This is a genomic window from Sulfurimonas sp. ST-27 (assembly GCF_048081595.1).
Taxonomy (GTDB): domain Bacteria; phylum Campylobacterota; class Campylobacteria; order Campylobacterales; family Sulfurimonadaceae; genus Sulfurimonas; species Sulfurimonas hydrogeniphila.
The window spans coordinates 2,148,964-2,164,274 of record NZ_CP182226.1 but is presented as its reverse complement, the minus strand read 5'-3'; the positions used below and the strand labels follow the sequence as shown (position 1 = coordinate 2,164,274).

14 protein-coding genes are annotated in these 15,311 nt (G+C 38.7%); 6 read left to right on the top strand and 8 right to left on the bottom strand.

All coding sequences use genetic code 11. The annotated features are described in order from the left end of the window. Position 1 precedes the first annotated feature (1 nt). Entirely contained in the window at positions 2-781 is a 780-nt protein-coding gene (locus ACM66U_RS11335) for a TrmH family RNA methyltransferase (protein WP_418640798.1), read from the top strand. Here ACM66U_RS11335 and ACM66U_RS11330 read toward each other — a convergent pair. Genes ACM66U_RS11330 through ACM66U_RS11310 form a run of 5 tightly spaced genes read right to left on the bottom strand, consistent with a single transcriptional unit; the run spans position 768 to position 8,565 of the window. After that, entirely contained in the window at positions 768-2,483 is a 1,716-nt protein-coding gene (locus ACM66U_RS11330; protein ID WP_418640797.1) for an ATP-binding protein, read from the bottom strand. The genes ACM66U_RS11335 and ACM66U_RS11330 overlap by 14 nt on opposite strands. Next, positions 2,476-3,441 carry a diguanylate cyclase domain-containing protein gene (locus ACM66U_RS11325; protein ID WP_418640796.1) on the bottom strand — a complete coding sequence of 322 codons (966 nt, stop codon included), beginning with the start codon at positions 3,439-3,441 and terminating at the stop codon, positions 2,476-2,478. Before ACM66U_RS11325 ends, ACM66U_RS11330 begins: the two co-directional genes overlap by 8 nt. Then, the gene (locus ACM66U_RS11320) at positions 3,442-5,055 is read right to left on the bottom strand and encodes an ATP-binding protein (RefSeq protein WP_418640795.1); all 1,614 of its coding nucleotides are present in this window, start codon (positions 5,053-5,055) and stop codon (positions 3,442-3,444) included. Continuing rightward, positions 5,042-6,592, bottom strand: coding sequence for a response regulator (locus ACM66U_RS11315; protein WP_418640794.1), 1,551 nt, complete (start codon positions 6,590-6,592; stop codon positions 5,042-5,044). Before ACM66U_RS11315 ends, ACM66U_RS11320 begins: the two co-directional genes overlap by 14 nt. After that, positions 6,589-8,565, bottom strand: coding sequence for an EAL domain-containing protein (locus ACM66U_RS11310; protein WP_418640793.1), 1,977 nt, complete (start codon positions 8,563-8,565; stop codon positions 6,589-6,591). The genes ACM66U_RS11315 and ACM66U_RS11310 overlap by 4 nt, the downstream gene beginning before the upstream one ends. Before the next feature lie 96 nt (positions 8,566-8,661). Here ACM66U_RS11310 and ACM66U_RS11305 point away from each other — a divergent pair, with 96 nt between their 5' ends. Both ACM66U_RS11305 and dbpA read left to right on the top strand, forming a co-directional pair. Then, on the top strand, positions 8,662-9,321 hold the full coding sequence (locus tag ACM66U_RS11305) for a response regulator transcription factor (protein WP_151899325.1): 660 nt from the start codon (positions 8,662-8,664) through the stop codon (positions 9,319-9,321). 27 nt (positions 9,322-9,348) lie between these two features. Next, on the top strand, positions 9,349-10,707 hold the full coding sequence (gene dbpA / locus ACM66U_RS11300) for an ATP-dependent RNA helicase DbpA (protein ID WP_151899326.1): 1,359 nt from the start codon (positions 9,349-9,351) through the stop codon (positions 10,705-10,707). Here the strand turns inward: dbpA and ACM66U_RS11295 are convergent. After that, positions 10,704-12,536 (bottom strand): ABC-F family ATP-binding cassette domain-containing protein, encoded by a 1,833-nt coding sequence (locus ACM66U_RS11295; protein WP_418640792.1) that lies wholly within the window; start codon positions 12,534-12,536, stop codon positions 10,704-10,706. The genes dbpA and ACM66U_RS11295 overlap by 4 nt on opposite strands. An 80-nt stretch (positions 12,537-12,616) precedes the next feature. Here ACM66U_RS11295 and ACM66U_RS11290 point away from each other — a divergent pair, with 80 nt between their 5' ends. Next, a complete protein-coding gene (locus tag ACM66U_RS11290) occupies positions 12,617-12,844 on the top strand; it encodes a hypothetical protein (RefSeq protein WP_418640791.1) in 228 nt (75 codons plus the stop codon). 5 nt (positions 12,845-12,849) lie between these two features. Here ACM66U_RS11290 and ACM66U_RS11285 read toward each other — a convergent pair whose 3' ends face one another. Both ACM66U_RS11285 and ACM66U_RS11280 read right to left on the bottom strand, forming a co-directional pair. After that, positions 12,850-13,389, bottom strand: coding sequence for an RBBP9/YdeN family alpha/beta hydrolase (locus tag ACM66U_RS11285; RefSeq protein WP_346389800.1), 540 nt, complete (start codon positions 13,387-13,389; stop codon positions 12,850-12,852). Positions 13,390-13,391: 2 nt separating this feature from the next. Continuing rightward, positions 13,392-14,276 (bottom strand): DUF234 domain-containing protein, encoded by an 885-nt coding sequence (locus tag ACM66U_RS11280; protein WP_418640790.1) that lies wholly within the window; start codon positions 14,274-14,276, stop codon positions 13,392-13,394. A 145-nt stretch (positions 14,277-14,421) separates the two neighbouring features. On the opposite strand from ACM66U_RS11280, the gene ACM66U_RS11275 reads away from it, so the two are divergent. Both ACM66U_RS11275 and ACM66U_RS11270 read left to right on the top strand, forming a co-directional pair. Beyond that, complete coding sequence (locus tag ACM66U_RS11275; RefSeq protein ID WP_151899331.1) at positions 14,422-14,706, top strand: hypothetical protein; 285 nt, start codon at positions 14,422-14,424, stop codon at positions 14,704-14,706. Between the two features lie 162 nt (positions 14,707-14,868). After that, a complete protein-coding gene (locus ACM66U_RS11270; protein ID WP_151899332.1) occupies positions 14,869-15,309 on the top strand; it encodes a DoxX family protein in 441 nt (146 codons plus the stop codon). Positions 15,310-15,311 lie beyond the last annotated feature (2 nt).

Sequence of the window (15,311 nt, the reverse complement as noted above, 5' to 3'; positions counted from 1 at the left end):
AATGATTATAAAAATTGATAATATTAATACAGATGAACTGCAGATTTACAAAGAACTCAGAGAGAATGCTTTTCGGAGTGACAGAAGTTTTATAGCCGACAGTCCGAAAGTCGTCAATCTTTTGCTTGAGAGTGATTTGGAGATAAAGAGTATTTTAGCGACGCAGGAGTATTATGATGAATTTATGCCTCTTGTGCAGTCAAAAAATATTCCCAAAGTCTATCTCACAACGAAAGAGGAGATGAGCAGGATTGTCGGGCATAAGATACATCATAACTGCATGGCACACGGCATACGTCCTGAGGATATTACTTTAGAGGGGGCAGGTGAGCGTATCATCATGCTCGACAATATCACTTCAAGTGAAAATGTAGGCTCGATTGCCAGAAGTGCAGCCGCACTTGGCGTAACGAGTTATTTTTTGCCAAAATCCTCACCCCATCCGTTTAACAGGCGTGCTCTGCGTGTCTCTATGGGCTATGCGCACAGGCTGGGCATACATGTCTATAAAGATATTTTTGAGACGATTGCTGCTTTAAAATTTGCCGGTTACCGAGTCTATGCCGCAGAAGTTACCGAGGATTCCACTCCCTTGTCCTCTTTACATGTAAGCGGCAAATGGGTACTTCTGATGGGACATGAGGGTCAGGGAATCGCACAGGATATTTTGGATCTCTGTGATGAAATTGTCAGCATAGAGATGCAGGCGGGCATTAAAAGTTTTAATGTAGGTGTGGCTGCATCCATTCTTATGTATAGCTTTGTGCTTAAGAAACAGTAATACTAAAAAGAGCACCTTTGTCGGTATTGCGAACACAGAGTGTGCCCGCGCAGTAGTTTTCAATGATAATTTTACTCATATAGAGCCCCAGTCCTGTTCCTGTATCATCTTTTGTGCTGAAATAAGGGTCAAAAATTTTGTTCATAATATCCTGAGGAATACCTCCTGCGTTATCTTCTATTGTAATTTCAGTCTGATTATGCCGCAGTGTCAGTGTAATGTATATATTTTTATCTTCAATATTATTTTCAATTAATGCATCTTTGGCATTGTTTAAAATATTAATGATCACCTGTCCGAGAATATCACTTTGCATTGTAAGTGTTTTTGTACTTTTGTTTTCATAGGTAATGGAGATATTCTTTGCCTGAAATACCGGTTTTACAAGATTGATACTGTGAGTGATAATTTCATCTATAGAAAATTCTAACTTGTCTTTTGGCCGAAAGTAGTGCATAAAATCGTTTGTGACTTTTGTCATTTCCTGGAGTTGTTTTTTTGCATTTTTGTCAAAATACTCAATAAAATCATCATTGAGTTTAGACTGTTTGTACTTGTGCCTGACTGTTTGCATAAGCATAGAAAGTGCATTGAGTGGTTGTTTCCATTGATGCGCAATCATATTCATCATATTCCCCATCTGTGCCAGTCTGTTCTGCTGCAGCATGTGTAATTCCTGTTCTCTCTGTTTTTCTACTTCTTGTCTGACCTGCTGCTGAAGGTTTTGATTGAGTGCTCGTAGTTTGTCTTGGGCATCTTTTCTTCTTTTTACTTCGTGTTCGAGCGAGAGGTTTATGAAATAAAGGTAAATAGAAAATGGTAAAATAATTCCAAAGGCAATGGCTAAATAAATAAGTGTCTGCTTATCGAAATAACGCTCTTTGTCTTTAATATAGCCCCATTTCAGGTAAAGAGACTGCAACTCCTGTTGGGGTAAATTGGTCACCGCTTTACTTAAAATAACATTAAGCACAGGCAGACTGCTTTGGCTTGCTATACGAAGTTGATAAAGGTAGTCCAAATCACCGGCAACCCGCAGGTTTTGAATATTATACTGACTCATATAGTAACTCGCTCTCACAGGTTCACTGATGGTTGCCTCTGCTGTTCCTGCTGCTACAGCCTGCAGGGCTTTGAGCTCTGTTTCGCAGGGTTTTATCACAATAGAGGGATATTTGTTTTGAATGTATGCAAAAATTGCACTTTTGTCAACAAGTGCAACACTCTTTGCCTGCAGTGACTCAATATCAGAAACCAAAAAATTGTCACGCTGCGTGATGATTTTGTTTTGCTGTGTGAGAATAACATCTGTAAAATCCAGATACCCCAGACGTTCCTGAGTTTTTTGCGCTGCAAAAACTATATCGATTTTCCCTTTTTTTGCAGCGTCCATTAATGCATGCCATGTAGGAAAAGAGATGTATTTAAAAGAGATACCCAACTCCTGTTCAAGGAGATGAAAAAGATCCAAAGAAAAACCGGTAGTTTTGCCATCAGGAGATATGATAACCTGGTTTGGAATGTTGGTAATACCGACAGTCAGGGGCTTCTTTAAAGTACGCAGCCATGTTTTTTCTTTTTGATTTAAGAAATTTTTTGTTGTTATCTGTTGAGGTTTTGAGAGCTCTTTAAGCTGCATGAGGAGAAAAAAACTCAAGAGGATTACAAAGGCAATGAAAAAGAGATAGCTTTTTTTATACATCTGAACTCCGCCCTTGAGTTGTGGGTGCTGTAGAAGAATCGCCGAATTTAAAATGAGATTTTGCCTCTTTCTTTGCTGCATACATTGCCATATCTGCACTGTGTAAAAGTGCCTCTTTTGAGCTGCCCTGTATTGGGTAAACTGCTATGCCTATACTGCATGTAATGTGAAATGTATACTTTTGAAATACTATAGGAGTGCTTACAGCCTGTATAATTTTCTCGGTAAGACTCTTTGTATCAGAGATCTTTTTCACACTTTCTACAATTAAAGCAAATTCATCACCTCCTATGCGGGCAAAGGTGTCTTCGATGCGAATAACTTTTTTTATATTTTGCGCGACAGACTGCAGCACTGCATCTCCTGCTGAGTGTCCGTATTGATCATTAATACTTTTAAAATTGTCCAAATCAATAAAAAAAAGAGTAAAGTTTTCATGGGAGTGTTGTGCTTTATTTACAGTTTCATTGAGTTTGACACTAAAGAGATGTCTGTTTGCAACCTGTGTCAATGTGTCGTAATGTGCAAGCGCATACAAGACCTCGAGCTCTTTTTCTTTTGCCTTTTTGGCATCTATGTCATTTTGAAGATTTCTGGCAATAGCGTGGAGTCTGTCATAGAGCATTTCTATGTCAACCGGTTTTGGAATAAAATAGTCTATACCTGTATTGATCGCTTCAAGCAGTTTTTCTCTTTCATCAAAAGCAGAGAGAATGACAATCGGTTGCCATTTGTCGATTTTTTTAATTTCTTTGGAAAGTGTCAGTCCGTCTGAGTGGGGAAGCACAATATCTGATAAAATAATATCAGGTTTTTTTTCTTTATAGACAGCTAAAGCCTCTTCTGCGTCAAATGCCTGGTAAAATGCCTTGAAATCATCCGCTAAAAGCATCTTCATATGTTCCTGTGCCTGCATGTCATCTTCAACATACAAAAGTGTAAAATTCTTTAAGTTCATTTATTTTTTTCCTTTTGGCAGACGGATAACAAAGTTGGCTCCCTCGTGGGTATTGAAAACTTCTATTGTAGCATGTAACTGTTCCTGCAAGACCATTTTTACCATATACAAACCCAGACCTGTTCCGTTTTTTTCCTGTTTTGTTGAGAAGTAAGGGTCAAAGATTTTGTCTTTTATGGCTTCGTCAATTCCCCCGGCATTATCCTGTATGGCAATGAGTAGCTCTGTGCCGGTATCTTCAAGTGTTATCTGTATCTTTTTTTCATTTTGTGTTGTTTGCAGCAGGGCATCTTTCGCATTGTTGAGAATATTTAAAAGAACCTGGTTCAGGGCATTGGGATTTGTAAAGAGTTCATAATCCTGTGCGGCATTAAATTCAATGAAAATTCCTTCATTCTTAAAAATATCGGCCGTAATATTTAAAACTTCATTGATAGCATCCTTAAGAGAAAAGGCATATATCTGATCTTCCTGTTTGAAAAAGTTTTTAAAATTATCTATAGTGTCAGACATTAAATCTATCTGTTTTTTAGAGTGGCTTTTAAAATACTCTATTGCCTTGTCATCAAGTTTTCCTTTGGCATGTTTTGAAATTGTCAGTTGGTTGATGAGGGCAAGATTATTCAGGGGTTGTCTCCACTGGTGGGCTATCATGCTAATCATTTCTCCCATTTGGGCAAGTCTGCTTTGCTGGTAGAGAAATAATTGCTGTTCTTGGCTTTTTTTTACTTCTTTGGCAATGGTTTCTTCAAGTGTTTTCGTGTATCTCTTTCTCTCTTCAACAAGCATTCCGATGGTGAGGATTACAGAGACATGGACCAGAATAAAAAGGTTGTAGTTGATGACATTGTCTATATGGTTGTTGAGAGTAAACGCCCCAATATCCAGATAAACCGCATAGGATGCAATGAGAGCTACAAGTACATTGAAAAAAGTTCCGTATACCAAGCCTTTGTATGCACTCGCGAGAGCGACAACAGGAAGTGTTAAGCTCAAAAGAAGAAAACTGTTTTCAATGCCGAATACTATCTGGAGTATATACACGTAGGCACCAAACAGCCCTGAGCAGAGAAAAAATTCTTTCCATTGGATTTTTTGAAAGTTTGTAAAAAGGAGGAGTAAAAAGGGTGTAAAAACCAACTGCCCCATTACATTGCCAAACCACCATGAAAAAAGATAGAGCGAAAACTTTTCAATAGAAATATAATGTGCCATAAGCAGTACGGTGTTTGAAAGTAAAGCACTCAAAGGCTGCAATACAAAAAATATCAGCAAAACCAATCCAAAAATATCACGAAATTTTTCAAGGCTGACACGGAGATGAAATTTTTTAAATAAAACAACAGCCAGGTAGGCTTCGGCTGTATTTATAAGAGCAATACTGAGTGATACCGCAAATGAGATTTCATTGCCAAGGGCTAAGAAAAACTGTCCAAGAAAAATCCCCGGGAGGACTTTTTTGCCGAAATACAGGGCAAACGCCAAAGCAATGCCTTCTGCTGCAAAAAGTCCGACATTGATAATCGAGTTTCCGCTTAAAAGACTGAGGCTGAGTGTTCCGCTTGCATAGTATAAAAAAGCAAGAAGAAAAACAAGGAGACTATTGCGTATCATTCTCTTCTCCTTCATAAACAGGCATTTCTATAATAAATTCGGCACCCTCTTTTGTGTTTTTGACAGAAAGATTTCCTCCGCTGTGTTTTTCTATAATCATTCTTGACATATAGAGACCGAGGCCTGTTCCGTTTTTTTCGGTTTTTGTAGAAAAATAGGGCTGAAAAATTTTGTCTTGTATATGTGAAGGAATGCCTCCTGCATTATCGATGATATGTAAGCTGTTTTTGTCAATCTTCAAAGTGATTTTCGGATGCCTAATGTTGTTTTGGACTAAGGCATCCTGCGCATTTTTTATAATATTTAACACAACCTGTACAAGTTCATTTTCAAAGGCCAAAAACTGTTGGGGTGCAGTAATCTTTTTTTCAAAATGTATATTTTTTTGTTCGAGACTGTGTTGAACCAAAGCAGTGACAGTACGAAGAATTTTTTCAAAATCTGTCACTCTTTTTTCTTTTTGCGGTTTAAAAAAGTTTCGAAAGTCATCAATAGTATGACTTAAATAGTTGATATAGTTTTGCAGTTTTTCAGAGATTTTTTTTGCTTCTTCTGCATTAAGTTTGTCATTTTGCGCTTTGAGTTCAAGTACGATTGCCGCCGTTGCCATAGCATTGAGCGGTTGTCTCCACTGGTGGGCAATCATGGCTATCATTTCACCCATTTGGGCATGGCGGGACTGGGTGAACATAATTTCATCTTTTTTTCTGTTTTTTTCAACTTCTTCATAAACAAGGCGCTCAAGGTTGTCATTTGTGTATTTGAGCTGAAAGTTTGCTTCTGCCAACTCTTTCTCTTTTTTGAAGTAATCTATCCACAGGTCGACTTTGAGGATAAACTCTTCAAACACATAAGGCTTTTTTAGAAAATCATTGGCTCCGTTTTTTAATACATCCCGAATAATATCCGGCGTGGAAGTTCCCGAAAGTACAATAATGGGAATAGACAAAAACCGGCTGTCTTTACGTAAAAGTTTTAAAAATTCCAGGCCGTGGATATCCGGGAGCTCCATATCTAAAATGATAAGATTATACTCCTCTTTTTTGAGCTTATCAAAGGCTGTTTTTGCTTTCATCGCTGTGTGCACAGTATAGTTTCTGGGTTCAAGAACTGTTTTGATCTGTTTGCAGATAAATCGGGAATCATCGACTACCAAAATTTTATCTCTCTTTTTTGTACTGATTGTGTGAATTATTTTTACTATTTCAGAAATAGAGTATAAAAAATTGGTATCTTTGATAATGTAATCAAGTATACCGTACTGAAACAGTTCTTCGCGAAGATCTGCATCTTGAGAAGATGTCAGGACAATAACTTTTGTTTTTGTCAAAGACTGTATATGGGCTATGAGCTCAGAACCTTCTCCGTCAGGCAGATGTAAATCTAAAATGATAAGCTGAAACTTCAGTGTCGTCAAAAACTCTTTTGCCTCGGCAAGTGTATGGGCCTGTGAGATCTCAAAACCAAGAAGTGTCAGCTCTTTTTTTATGAGATTGTTTATGGTACGGGAATCTTCTATTACTAAAATATTTTTCATAACAACGGCTCCGGTTTTCCAAAATAGTATCCTTGAGAAAAGTCAATTCCAAGCTTTTTGACTATCTGAAAAATAGCTTCATTTTCAATAAACTCTGCAACAGTTTGCAGTTTCTGCTCTTTTGCGAAAGTAACGATACTTTTTACTGCAGAAAGGGAGTAGGTGCTTGTTTCTATATCGCGTATCAGGCACCCGTCTATCTTGAGAATATCCGGCTGATACTCCAAAAGTCTTTCAAAGTTGGAATATCCGGCTCCAAAATCATCAATGGCAATTTTCACCCCGTATTGCTTTATCTCTGCAATGAATTGTTTGACGGTTTCAAAGTCTTTGATCCGTTCGTCTTCAAGCAACTCAAAAACTATTCTGTGGGCACTCTCTTTGTATTTTTGCAAAAGGGAGAGAATTTTTTTGCGCATACTCAGCAGTTCAATATCCAGGGCCGAAAGATTGATGGAGATATCTGCCTCACAATGGCGTAAAACAGTAAAAGAGTGTTCTAAGACGATATTCGTGATTTTGAGATAATAATTACTTCTTTTGGCAGTTTCCAGAAAAAAGTAAGGTGAGAGCACTGTACCGTCTTCTTTGACCAGCCGCACCAGGGACTCATATTTTTCTATTTTCTGTGTGTTGTTGTTGATGATGGGCTGAAAGTAAGAAATAATTTTTGAACTTCGAATGGCATCCTTAATCATATGCACTGTTCTTATATTTTCTTTTGCTTTTCTCTGCTCCTGGGAGGCAAAATTATTGGCAAGTAAAAAACGCTGCTTCTCTTTTACAAGCTTTTTCATGCCGAGTTTTACCGATTCGTAAAGTTTGTCATTTTCATAGGCGAAAGTGAGTAAAATTGCAATATCATACTCAAGATCTTCAAAAGCAATGGTATCATCGCGGACCTGCTGTTGCAGTGCCTGTAACTCCTGTACAAATAATGTTATATTGTCGGTGTGTTCTTTGGCATCAAGTATAAAAGCATATTCTCCGTTTTGCAATTGATATATTTTGTCAAAACTGTATTTTTTTGCAAAAGTATTCTGTAGATATATTCGCGCTTTTTGTTCAAGAATATAGAGCGTATTTGTATCATAAAAATCCTCAAGATCATCATAGTCTTCAAGTTTGATATAAACCAGTAAAGGATTATGGGCATTTTTGAGTTCGTTTTTGAGTTGTTTGAGCGGATGCATAATGTCTGTAATATCATGCCGCAATGAAATATACTCAAGAATGTTTCCCTCTAAATCAAGAATCGGTTTTACTGTTGCATCAAGATAGTAACTTTTTCCGTTTTTCGTTCTGTTTCTTATGCTGCCTTTCCAAATCTTTTTTTTATTTTTTATGGTATCCCACATTTCTTGAAAAATTGATTTGGGATTGTCCGGGTGGCGTATAATGTTGTGATTTTTTCCGATAAGTTCCTCTTTTGTATATCCGGAAATTTCACAAAAAGCATCATTGACATAGGTAATGATGCCTGCTGTATCTGTTTTGGAAACGATAGCGCTGTTGTTTGTTGCTTCTTGATACTCTTTGAGGAGATGAAGATTCTGTTTGGCCTGCAGCGCATATTTGTATCTTTGTGTTACCTGAAAGATGGTACTGGAGAGCTGTTTCATATCAATGGGTTTTAAAAGGTAACCGTTAATGCCGATTTGTATGCTCTGGAGAAAAAAGTCCTCTTCGTTATGGGCTGAAAGTATGATAATAGGGACTTCTTTGTTGATGGCTCTTATTTTTTTTGCCATTTCCAGACCGTTCATGTGGGGCATATTTATATCTGTAATAATGATATCTATAGACTCTTTTTGAAATTTTTCCAAGCCCTCCTGCCCGTTTTGTGCGACAATGATAGTATCGAAAAAATCCTCCAAAAGCATCGTTGTAATCTCTCTTGCATCAATGTCATCCTCAACATACAAGACTTTTAAACTCTGCGAATACTTAGTGACTTCTTGGATTTCAATCATAACAACACCCTTTAAAACAGATTTATAATTTTAAAATACAAATCTAAGCAAAATTACACTAAAATCTGTTAAATCTGTATTTAACTGGGATAACGCATGCAAAAGGGCAAAATATTACTTGTAGAAGATGATGAACTCTCTTCGGAACTTATTTTCGAATATTTGAGTGACTGCGGGTTTTTTGTTGAGGCTGTATTTACGGCGACTGATGGTGTGGCAAAAGTAAAAAATGAGCCGTTTGATCTTGTATTGCTTGATATAAATCTGCCTGATTTTGACGGGTTTGAAGTCTTGAAAAGTCTTAAAAATCACTCTTCTGTGCCGATTATTGTGACAAGTGCCTACAGTGATACACAGAAAAAACTTTTGGCTTTTAGATACGGAGCGAGTGACTATATGACAAAACCTTTGGATCTTGAAGAACTTGAGGCTAGAATATGGCTACAGCTTGGAAAAAACAGTGCGATTAAAACAGAAGACGAAAAAAAAATCTTTGAAATAAAAAACAATCATGTCTATTTTCAACAAAAACAGCTTGATCTGACGACTATTGAGTTTGAACTCCTCTCCTTGCTTATCAAAAACAAAAACAGTGTTATGCAGAGGGAAAAACTTGTCAATGCCCTCTCCTCTATCAGTTCGCACCGTTCTTTGGATAACCATATAAAAAATATTCGTAAAAAAATAGGCGATACCGGAACAAAAGCCCAGTATCTTAAAACGGAGTACGGTGTTGGCTATAAATTGACATTTTAGCTATAATTACAAAAAAGAAACTACTCAATGAACTTTACTACACTTCCGCTTTCTCCAAAAATGCTTCAGACTATAGAATCACTCGGTTACACACAGATGACTGCCATTCAGGCTCAGGCACTTCCTGCTGTATTGGAAGGACGTGATGTTATTGCACAGGCTAAAACAGGCAGCGGGAAAACAGCTGCTTTTGGTATAGGACTGTTGCATCATCTGGATGTGAAAAAGTTTCGTGTGCAGTCTTTGGTATTGTGCCCGACCCGTGAACTTGCCGATCAGGTTGCCAAAGAGCTGCGCCGTCTTGCACGGTTTCAGCATAATATTAAAATTTTGATGCTCACAGGAGGAGAGTCTTTTGGCAGACAGCTTGGCTCTTTGGCACATCAGGCACATGTTGTCGTGGGAACACCCGGGCGTGTTTTAAAGCACTTGCAAAAAGAGAGTCTGGATCTGAGCAATCTCAAGACTCTTGTTTTTGATGAAGCAGACAGAATGCTTGATATGGGGTTTATAGAAGAGATAGATGCTGTGCTTTCTTTTGTGCCCAAGCAAAGACAGACGCTGCTTTTTTCCGCCACTTATGATGATGAAATTTTAGCAATCAGCAAAAAACTTCAAAGCAATGCTTTACATGTAAAGACAACAGCACAGGAAATAGAAAATAAAATAAAGCAGGAGTTTTATCAAACAGAGCATAAAACAGAAACACTCATTCGTATATTTTCTACCTATAAACCGCAAAATGTAATCGTCTTTACAAATACAAAAGTTGAAGCAAAAGAGCTTGCAGAGTCTTTGGTGCGGAACAAAATAGACGCACTGGCAATTCACGGCGATTTGGAACAGTATGAAAGAAATGACGTGCTGGTACAGTTTGCCAACAAATCCTGTCCCGTTTTGGTGGCAACTGATGTGGCAGCCCGCGGGCTTGACATAAAAGAGCTAAGCATGGTTGTCAATTATGACCTGCCCCATACCCAAGAAACATATACGCACCGTATAGGACGTACCGCAAGGGCAGGGGCAGAGGGCATTGCAATTACGTTGTATAACGAGTATGAGGCACAAAAGCTTGAACCATATGAAAATGATGAAAAACATCAATTTTTAGATGTCTCTGTGCTTAAAAAAGAGCAGGGTTTTGAAATGAAACCAGAGTTCGTGACTTTGGTCATAGAAGGCGGCAAAAAGGATAAAATCCGTGCCGGTGATATACTCGGAGCCTTAACAGGTGATGCCGGACTGCAGGGAAAAAGCATCGGTAAAATTGATTTGTACGACAGACAAAGTTATGTGGCAATTGAAAATTCTTTGATAGACGAAGCCCATAAAAAACTCAAAAACGGAAAAATCAAAAACAGAAAATTCAGCGTCTGGGTGCTTTAGCTTACTTCTTCTATTTTTAAAGTATACTCTTCTAAAATTGTATCAAGTTTGGTTTGTTCTTCTTCAAGTTTTTCAAACATCTCTTCTACCTGCTTTTCCATCTCCGAAACAGTTTTTGAAAGTTCCATGAGCGTGGCGCTGTCACCTGCATTGGATGCTTCTATAAGCTCTTCATGTTTACATGTAAGTGTATCTTCAAGTTCCATTATTGTGTTTTCGAGATTTTCGACTTTTTTCTTGAGCGGGGAAGCAAGTTTGTTCCGCTCCCGTATAAGTTCGGCACGCAGTTTTTTGTTTTCTTTGTGATTTGATTTTGGTACTGTTTTCGTTTTTTCTTCCTGCTCTTCCTCATCCCAGCCGATTTTTTCTAAAAAGTCGTCGTACCCGCCGTCAAAATATTCAGCGCCATCTTTTGCAAAGATGATGAGTCGGTCACATACACGGCGCAGTAACTCTTCGGAGTGGGTCACAATGATGCTTGAGCCTTCAAACGCATTGATGGCATTTGTAAGGGCTTCAATACTTTGCATATCAAGGTGGTTTGTCGGTTCATCCAAAAGCAGGAGATTGACATCTTTGGCAATTATCTGTCCCAGCATTACGCGGCTTTTTTCTCCGCCTGAAAGCAGGGAGATTTTTTTCTCGGCGTGTTCACCGCTAAAGAGCATCGCCCCGCAGATACTTCTGACTTTTGCTTCACTTAAGTTTACATTGGCATTGTAGATTTCATCCATGACGGTATTGTCAGGGTTTAAATGGGCGATGTTTGTCTGTCCAAAGTGGGCAGCTTCAGTTGCGGTGTTGCAGATAACCTCCCCGCTGTTTTGTTTGAGTTCCCCTGCAATGGTGTTTAAAAGGGTTGATTTCCCTTTGCCGTTTTTTCCGATGATGCCCAGGGTTTCGCCTTTTGCAAGTGTGAAGCTGATATCTTTAAAAAGTATTTTATCTGCTGTGTAGCCAAAGCTTAAATTTTTGACATCAAGCAATACTTTGGCAGGCGTATCTTTGTAATTAAATCGAAATGCAAGCGAGGCATCCGTGTTTAAATCTTCAAGCCTGTCCATCTTTTGCAGCTGTTTTACTTTGGACTGCGCCAAAGAAGCGGTAGACGCGCGGGCTTTGTTCTTGGCGATGAACTCTTCAAGCTCTTTTACTTTTCTGTCCTGAGAGAGCTTTTGTTTCTGGTGCAGTTCGTCATCGCTTGCAAGCTGGGCATAAAACTTGTGTGTATTTCCCTCGACAAGTCTGATGTTTTTTCGTACAATGCCTGCGGTATGTGTGCATACTCCGTCCATGAAATTTCTGTCATGGGTAATAAGGATAACCTCTCCCTCAAAACTTCTTAAAAATGTCTGCAACCAGCGCAGCGAGACAATATCGAGATAGTTTGTCGGTTCGTCCAGAAGCAGTAAATTTGGCTCAGTGACCAAAAGTTTTGCGAGATTGATGCGTATCTGGTAACCGCCAGAGAAAGAGAGCGGGTCTTTGTTCAAATCATCCGCACTAAATCCCAGTCCGAAAAGGATTTTTTCCACTCTGTAGGTATCATACTGCATCTCTTCGCCAAGAGCGAGTGCCGCTTCTTCTCCCAGTGTTTTTTCACTGAAACTCAAGTGTTGTTTGAGTATGCCGATACGATAGTTTTTTGGCAGGAGAATCTCACCCTCATCGGCTTCTTCCTCACCGGTAATTATTTTAAAAAGGGTCGATTTCCCGCTGCCGTTACGTCCTACAAGCCCGAGACGGTTGCCGGAGTTGAGTTTGAGGCTGAGGTTTGAAAAAAGTTCTTGGGTGGTAAAAGATTTTGAAATATTTGTTAATTGAATCATAAAGGTATTTTACACTCTTGTCTATTAAATTTTTACATGCTTTGTGCTATAATTGGGAAAAACAGCTTAAGGAGGACGATATGAATATTGCGCAGTATACATTCCAGTCACCTTATCCGAGTCCTGTTCAGATTGGAAGACTGGATCCGAGTTCACTCAAAGATTCCTCTTCATCACAAAGTGATACATCCTCATTACTCAAGGCGAGCAATGAAACTTTGCAAAAAGCGCAGGCTTTGGAGACATCGTTGAAGAGTGAAGTAAAACCGAGTGTTTCTCAGTCAAAGTCGTTGGATATTTACGCGTAAGAGAGCTATAAAACAGTTTGCAGCTCTTTGCGCATCCATTCCCATTTTCCATATCCGCTGTCTGTATTGATATGCCCTGCATTGTTGAGTATTTTTATCTTTACATGTAAAGTTTTCTGTAATTCTTTTGCTTCATCCAGACTCATATAAGGGTCATTTGTAGAGGCAATAAGCAGGGTCTCTTTTGCAAACAGCTGAGCCGGTGCCGATACCGGAAAAAATTCCTCAAGTTCTTTTATCTTACATGTAAGACTCGGCGGTGCGACAAGGTACAATTTCTCTATTTCGGGTATTTTTTTTGTATTGCACAGATGAAACCATAAGGTATTTGCGAGCGAGTGGCAGATGACGATATCTGGTTTGAAATCTGCAAGAGCAGATTCAAGCTCCTGCATCCAGACAGCAAGTTTTGGCGTATCAAAATTTGAAAACTTTAAAAAATTGACACAGCCGTATTCTTTGGCAGTCTCTCCCGCAAGCCAGCTTTGCCAGTGCGGATAATCGCTTCCTCCCCAGCCATGCAGCAGTAATACTTTCTTGGCCATGACTATTCTACCAGTTTGGCAAAGTTTTTCAGTGTTAACAGACGCAGATTTTGTCCTTTCAAAGCTTTAAGTTCACTGGAAAAACCCTTTTTTGAGACAATGACAAATATATCTGCATGAATGCCTGCTTTTTTTGCAAGCTCCTGCAGGCGAGTAAGTTCACTCTTTTTGATTTTTGTATTTGTATATTTTGTACTGCCGACAACTGTCTTGCCTGATTCTGTTTTGGTAAAGATGTCAAACTCTGCTTCTTTATCCCAGTAGCCTGAAATCTCTTCAACAGGGTCCTCTTTTGCAAAAATATCTTTGAGAAGCTCATGGGAGAGCTGGGTAAAAATCAGATTGGCAAACTCCGCTTCTCTGTTTTGCCAGCGTTTTTTAACTTCGCTGTAGTCGCCGTCACGAATCCCTTTAAAAAGCGGAGAGACGAATGCAAACCAAAAACGTAAAAATGGTGTTGTAAAGTAGAGTTTGTTGTCAAGTTTTTCATCATTTTCCCAGGAGGTAAACTCTTTTTTGGGCTTTTGGACACGTATAATCCCTCTTGCTGCAAGCTCCTCTACTGCTTTGTCTCCGACTTCTTTTTCAAGTTTTGCCCGCTTGTAGCTTGCATGTGTTTTGCCGTCACCCATGGCAATGGCACTCAAAAGTGCATGATACAGCGGTGCCCCGCCCGTAATCTCACTGACATCATTGCGAATGTAGTGATAGTCTTTGAGTATGAGTTTCTCTATAAGCTCATAGGAAGGCTTTGATGTATCTATCTCGCCCCATCCTACACCGCCGAAGATTGCAAATTTTTCCAGCAAATCTTCAAAACTCTTGCCTGGATGCTCTTTGTAAAATATTTTGAATGCTTCTTTGAGTGTCTGTTTTTCTGAAATCACAGCGAATGCCTTTTTTTATAAAATTATACACTAAATAATCACTACACAGATACTACACATTTAAAATGTATAATTTTTTAATGTAATAATTGTAATATATTTTATGCTACAATTGTTCTAACTTAAAATATCAAAGGATAACAATATGAACAGGTTAAATCTTACAGCTTTACTTTTGGGCGCGGCTCTTTTTACAGGACTCGGTGCAGTTTCACTGAGTGCAGGCGATATGAAATGCGGTGCAGGAAAATGCGGATCTTCAATGGACAAGCCAATGAAAAAAGAGGGTGATTCCAAATGCGGTGCCGGTATGAAAAAAGCGGGCATGAAATGCGGTGCTGCCATGAAAGAGATGAAAGAAAAGAAAGAGATGCAGGAAAAGAAAAAAGGCGGTATGAAGTGCGGCAAAGGAAAGTGCGGCGCTAACTAGCGGGCATTTTATAACAGAGGCCTCCTCTGTTATATGAATATTATCGTATACGCTCTTGCATAAAAACACGCTCTCTTCCAAAAAACATTAAATTTTCCTGATTATACACACTTATTACACACAAAAGCAGTAAAATTTTTCATACAACTTAAGGAGTTTGTTATGAATTTGAAAAAGGTATATCTTGAGTTTTCACGTTTAGGGGAATATCTGCAGCCGTTAAGTCTGCTTTTTGCAAGACTCTTGGTAGCATACGGTTTTTATGAACCGGCAATGATGAAATGGAATGATATGAAGTCTGTTGCAGAGTGGTTTGGCTCAATGGGTATTCCGTTTCCGACACTGAATGCCTACATGGCCGCCAGTACAGAAATAACAGGGGTTGTGTTGTTGACATTAGGATTTTTTACGAGACTCATTTCTATTCCTTTGATTATCATAATGATTGTGGCCATAGTCACTGTCCATCTGCATAACGGCTTTGCAGCAGGTGATAACGGTTTTGAAATCCCACTCTATTATATGGCATTTTTATTTCTTTTCTTATCTTTTGGTGCAGGAAAATTTTCATTGGACAGACTTGTTTTTGGAGAAAAAAATTAAAC

Bases quoted from the DNA above. Each gene is read 5' to 3' on its own strand.
- ACM66U_RS11335 (WP_418640798.1), top strand. From the start codon at position 2: ATGATTATAAAAATTGATAATATTAATACAGATGAACTGCAGATTTAC.
- ACM66U_RS11330 (WP_418640797.1), bottom strand. From the start codon at position 2,483: ATGTATAAAAAAAGCTATCTCTTTTTCATTGCCTTTGTAATCCTCTTG.
- ACM66U_RS11325 (WP_418640796.1), bottom strand. From the start codon at position 3,441: ATGAACTTAAAGAATTTTACACTTTTGTATGTTGAAGATGACATGCAG.
- ACM66U_RS11320 (WP_418640795.1), bottom strand. From the start codon at position 5,055: ATGATACGCAATAGTCTCCTTGTTTTTCTTCTTGCTTTTTTATACTAT.
- ACM66U_RS11315 (WP_418640794.1), bottom strand. From the start codon at position 6,592: ATGAAAAATATTTTAGTAATAGAAGATTCCCGTACCATAAACAATCTC.
- ACM66U_RS11310 (WP_418640793.1), bottom strand. From the start codon at position 8,565: ATGATTGAAATCCAAGAAGTCACTAAGTATTCGCAGAGTTTAAAAGTC.
- ACM66U_RS11305 (WP_151899325.1), top strand. From the start codon at position 8,662: ATGCAAAAGGGCAAAATATTACTTGTAGAAGATGATGAACTCTCTTCG.
- dbpA (WP_151899326.1), top strand. From the start codon at position 9,349: ATGAACTTTACTACACTTCCGCTTTCTCCAAAAATGCTTCAGACTATA.
- ACM66U_RS11295 (WP_418640792.1), bottom strand. From the start codon at position 12,536: ATGATTCAATTAACAAATATTTCAAAATCTTTTACCACCCAAGAACTT.
- ACM66U_RS11290 (WP_418640791.1), top strand. From the start codon at position 12,617: ATGAATATTGCGCAGTATACATTCCAGTCACCTTATCCGAGTCCTGTT.
- ACM66U_RS11285 (WP_346389800.1), bottom strand. From the start codon at position 13,389: ATGGCCAAGAAAGTATTACTGCTGCATGGCTGGGGAGGAAGCGATTAT.
- ACM66U_RS11275 (WP_151899331.1), top strand. From the start codon at position 14,422: ATGAACAGGTTAAATCTTACAGCTTTACTTTTGGGCGCGGCTCTTTTT.
- ACM66U_RS11270 (WP_151899332.1), top strand. From the start codon at position 14,869: ATGAATTTGAAAAAGGTATATCTTGAGTTTTCACGTTTAGGGGAATAT.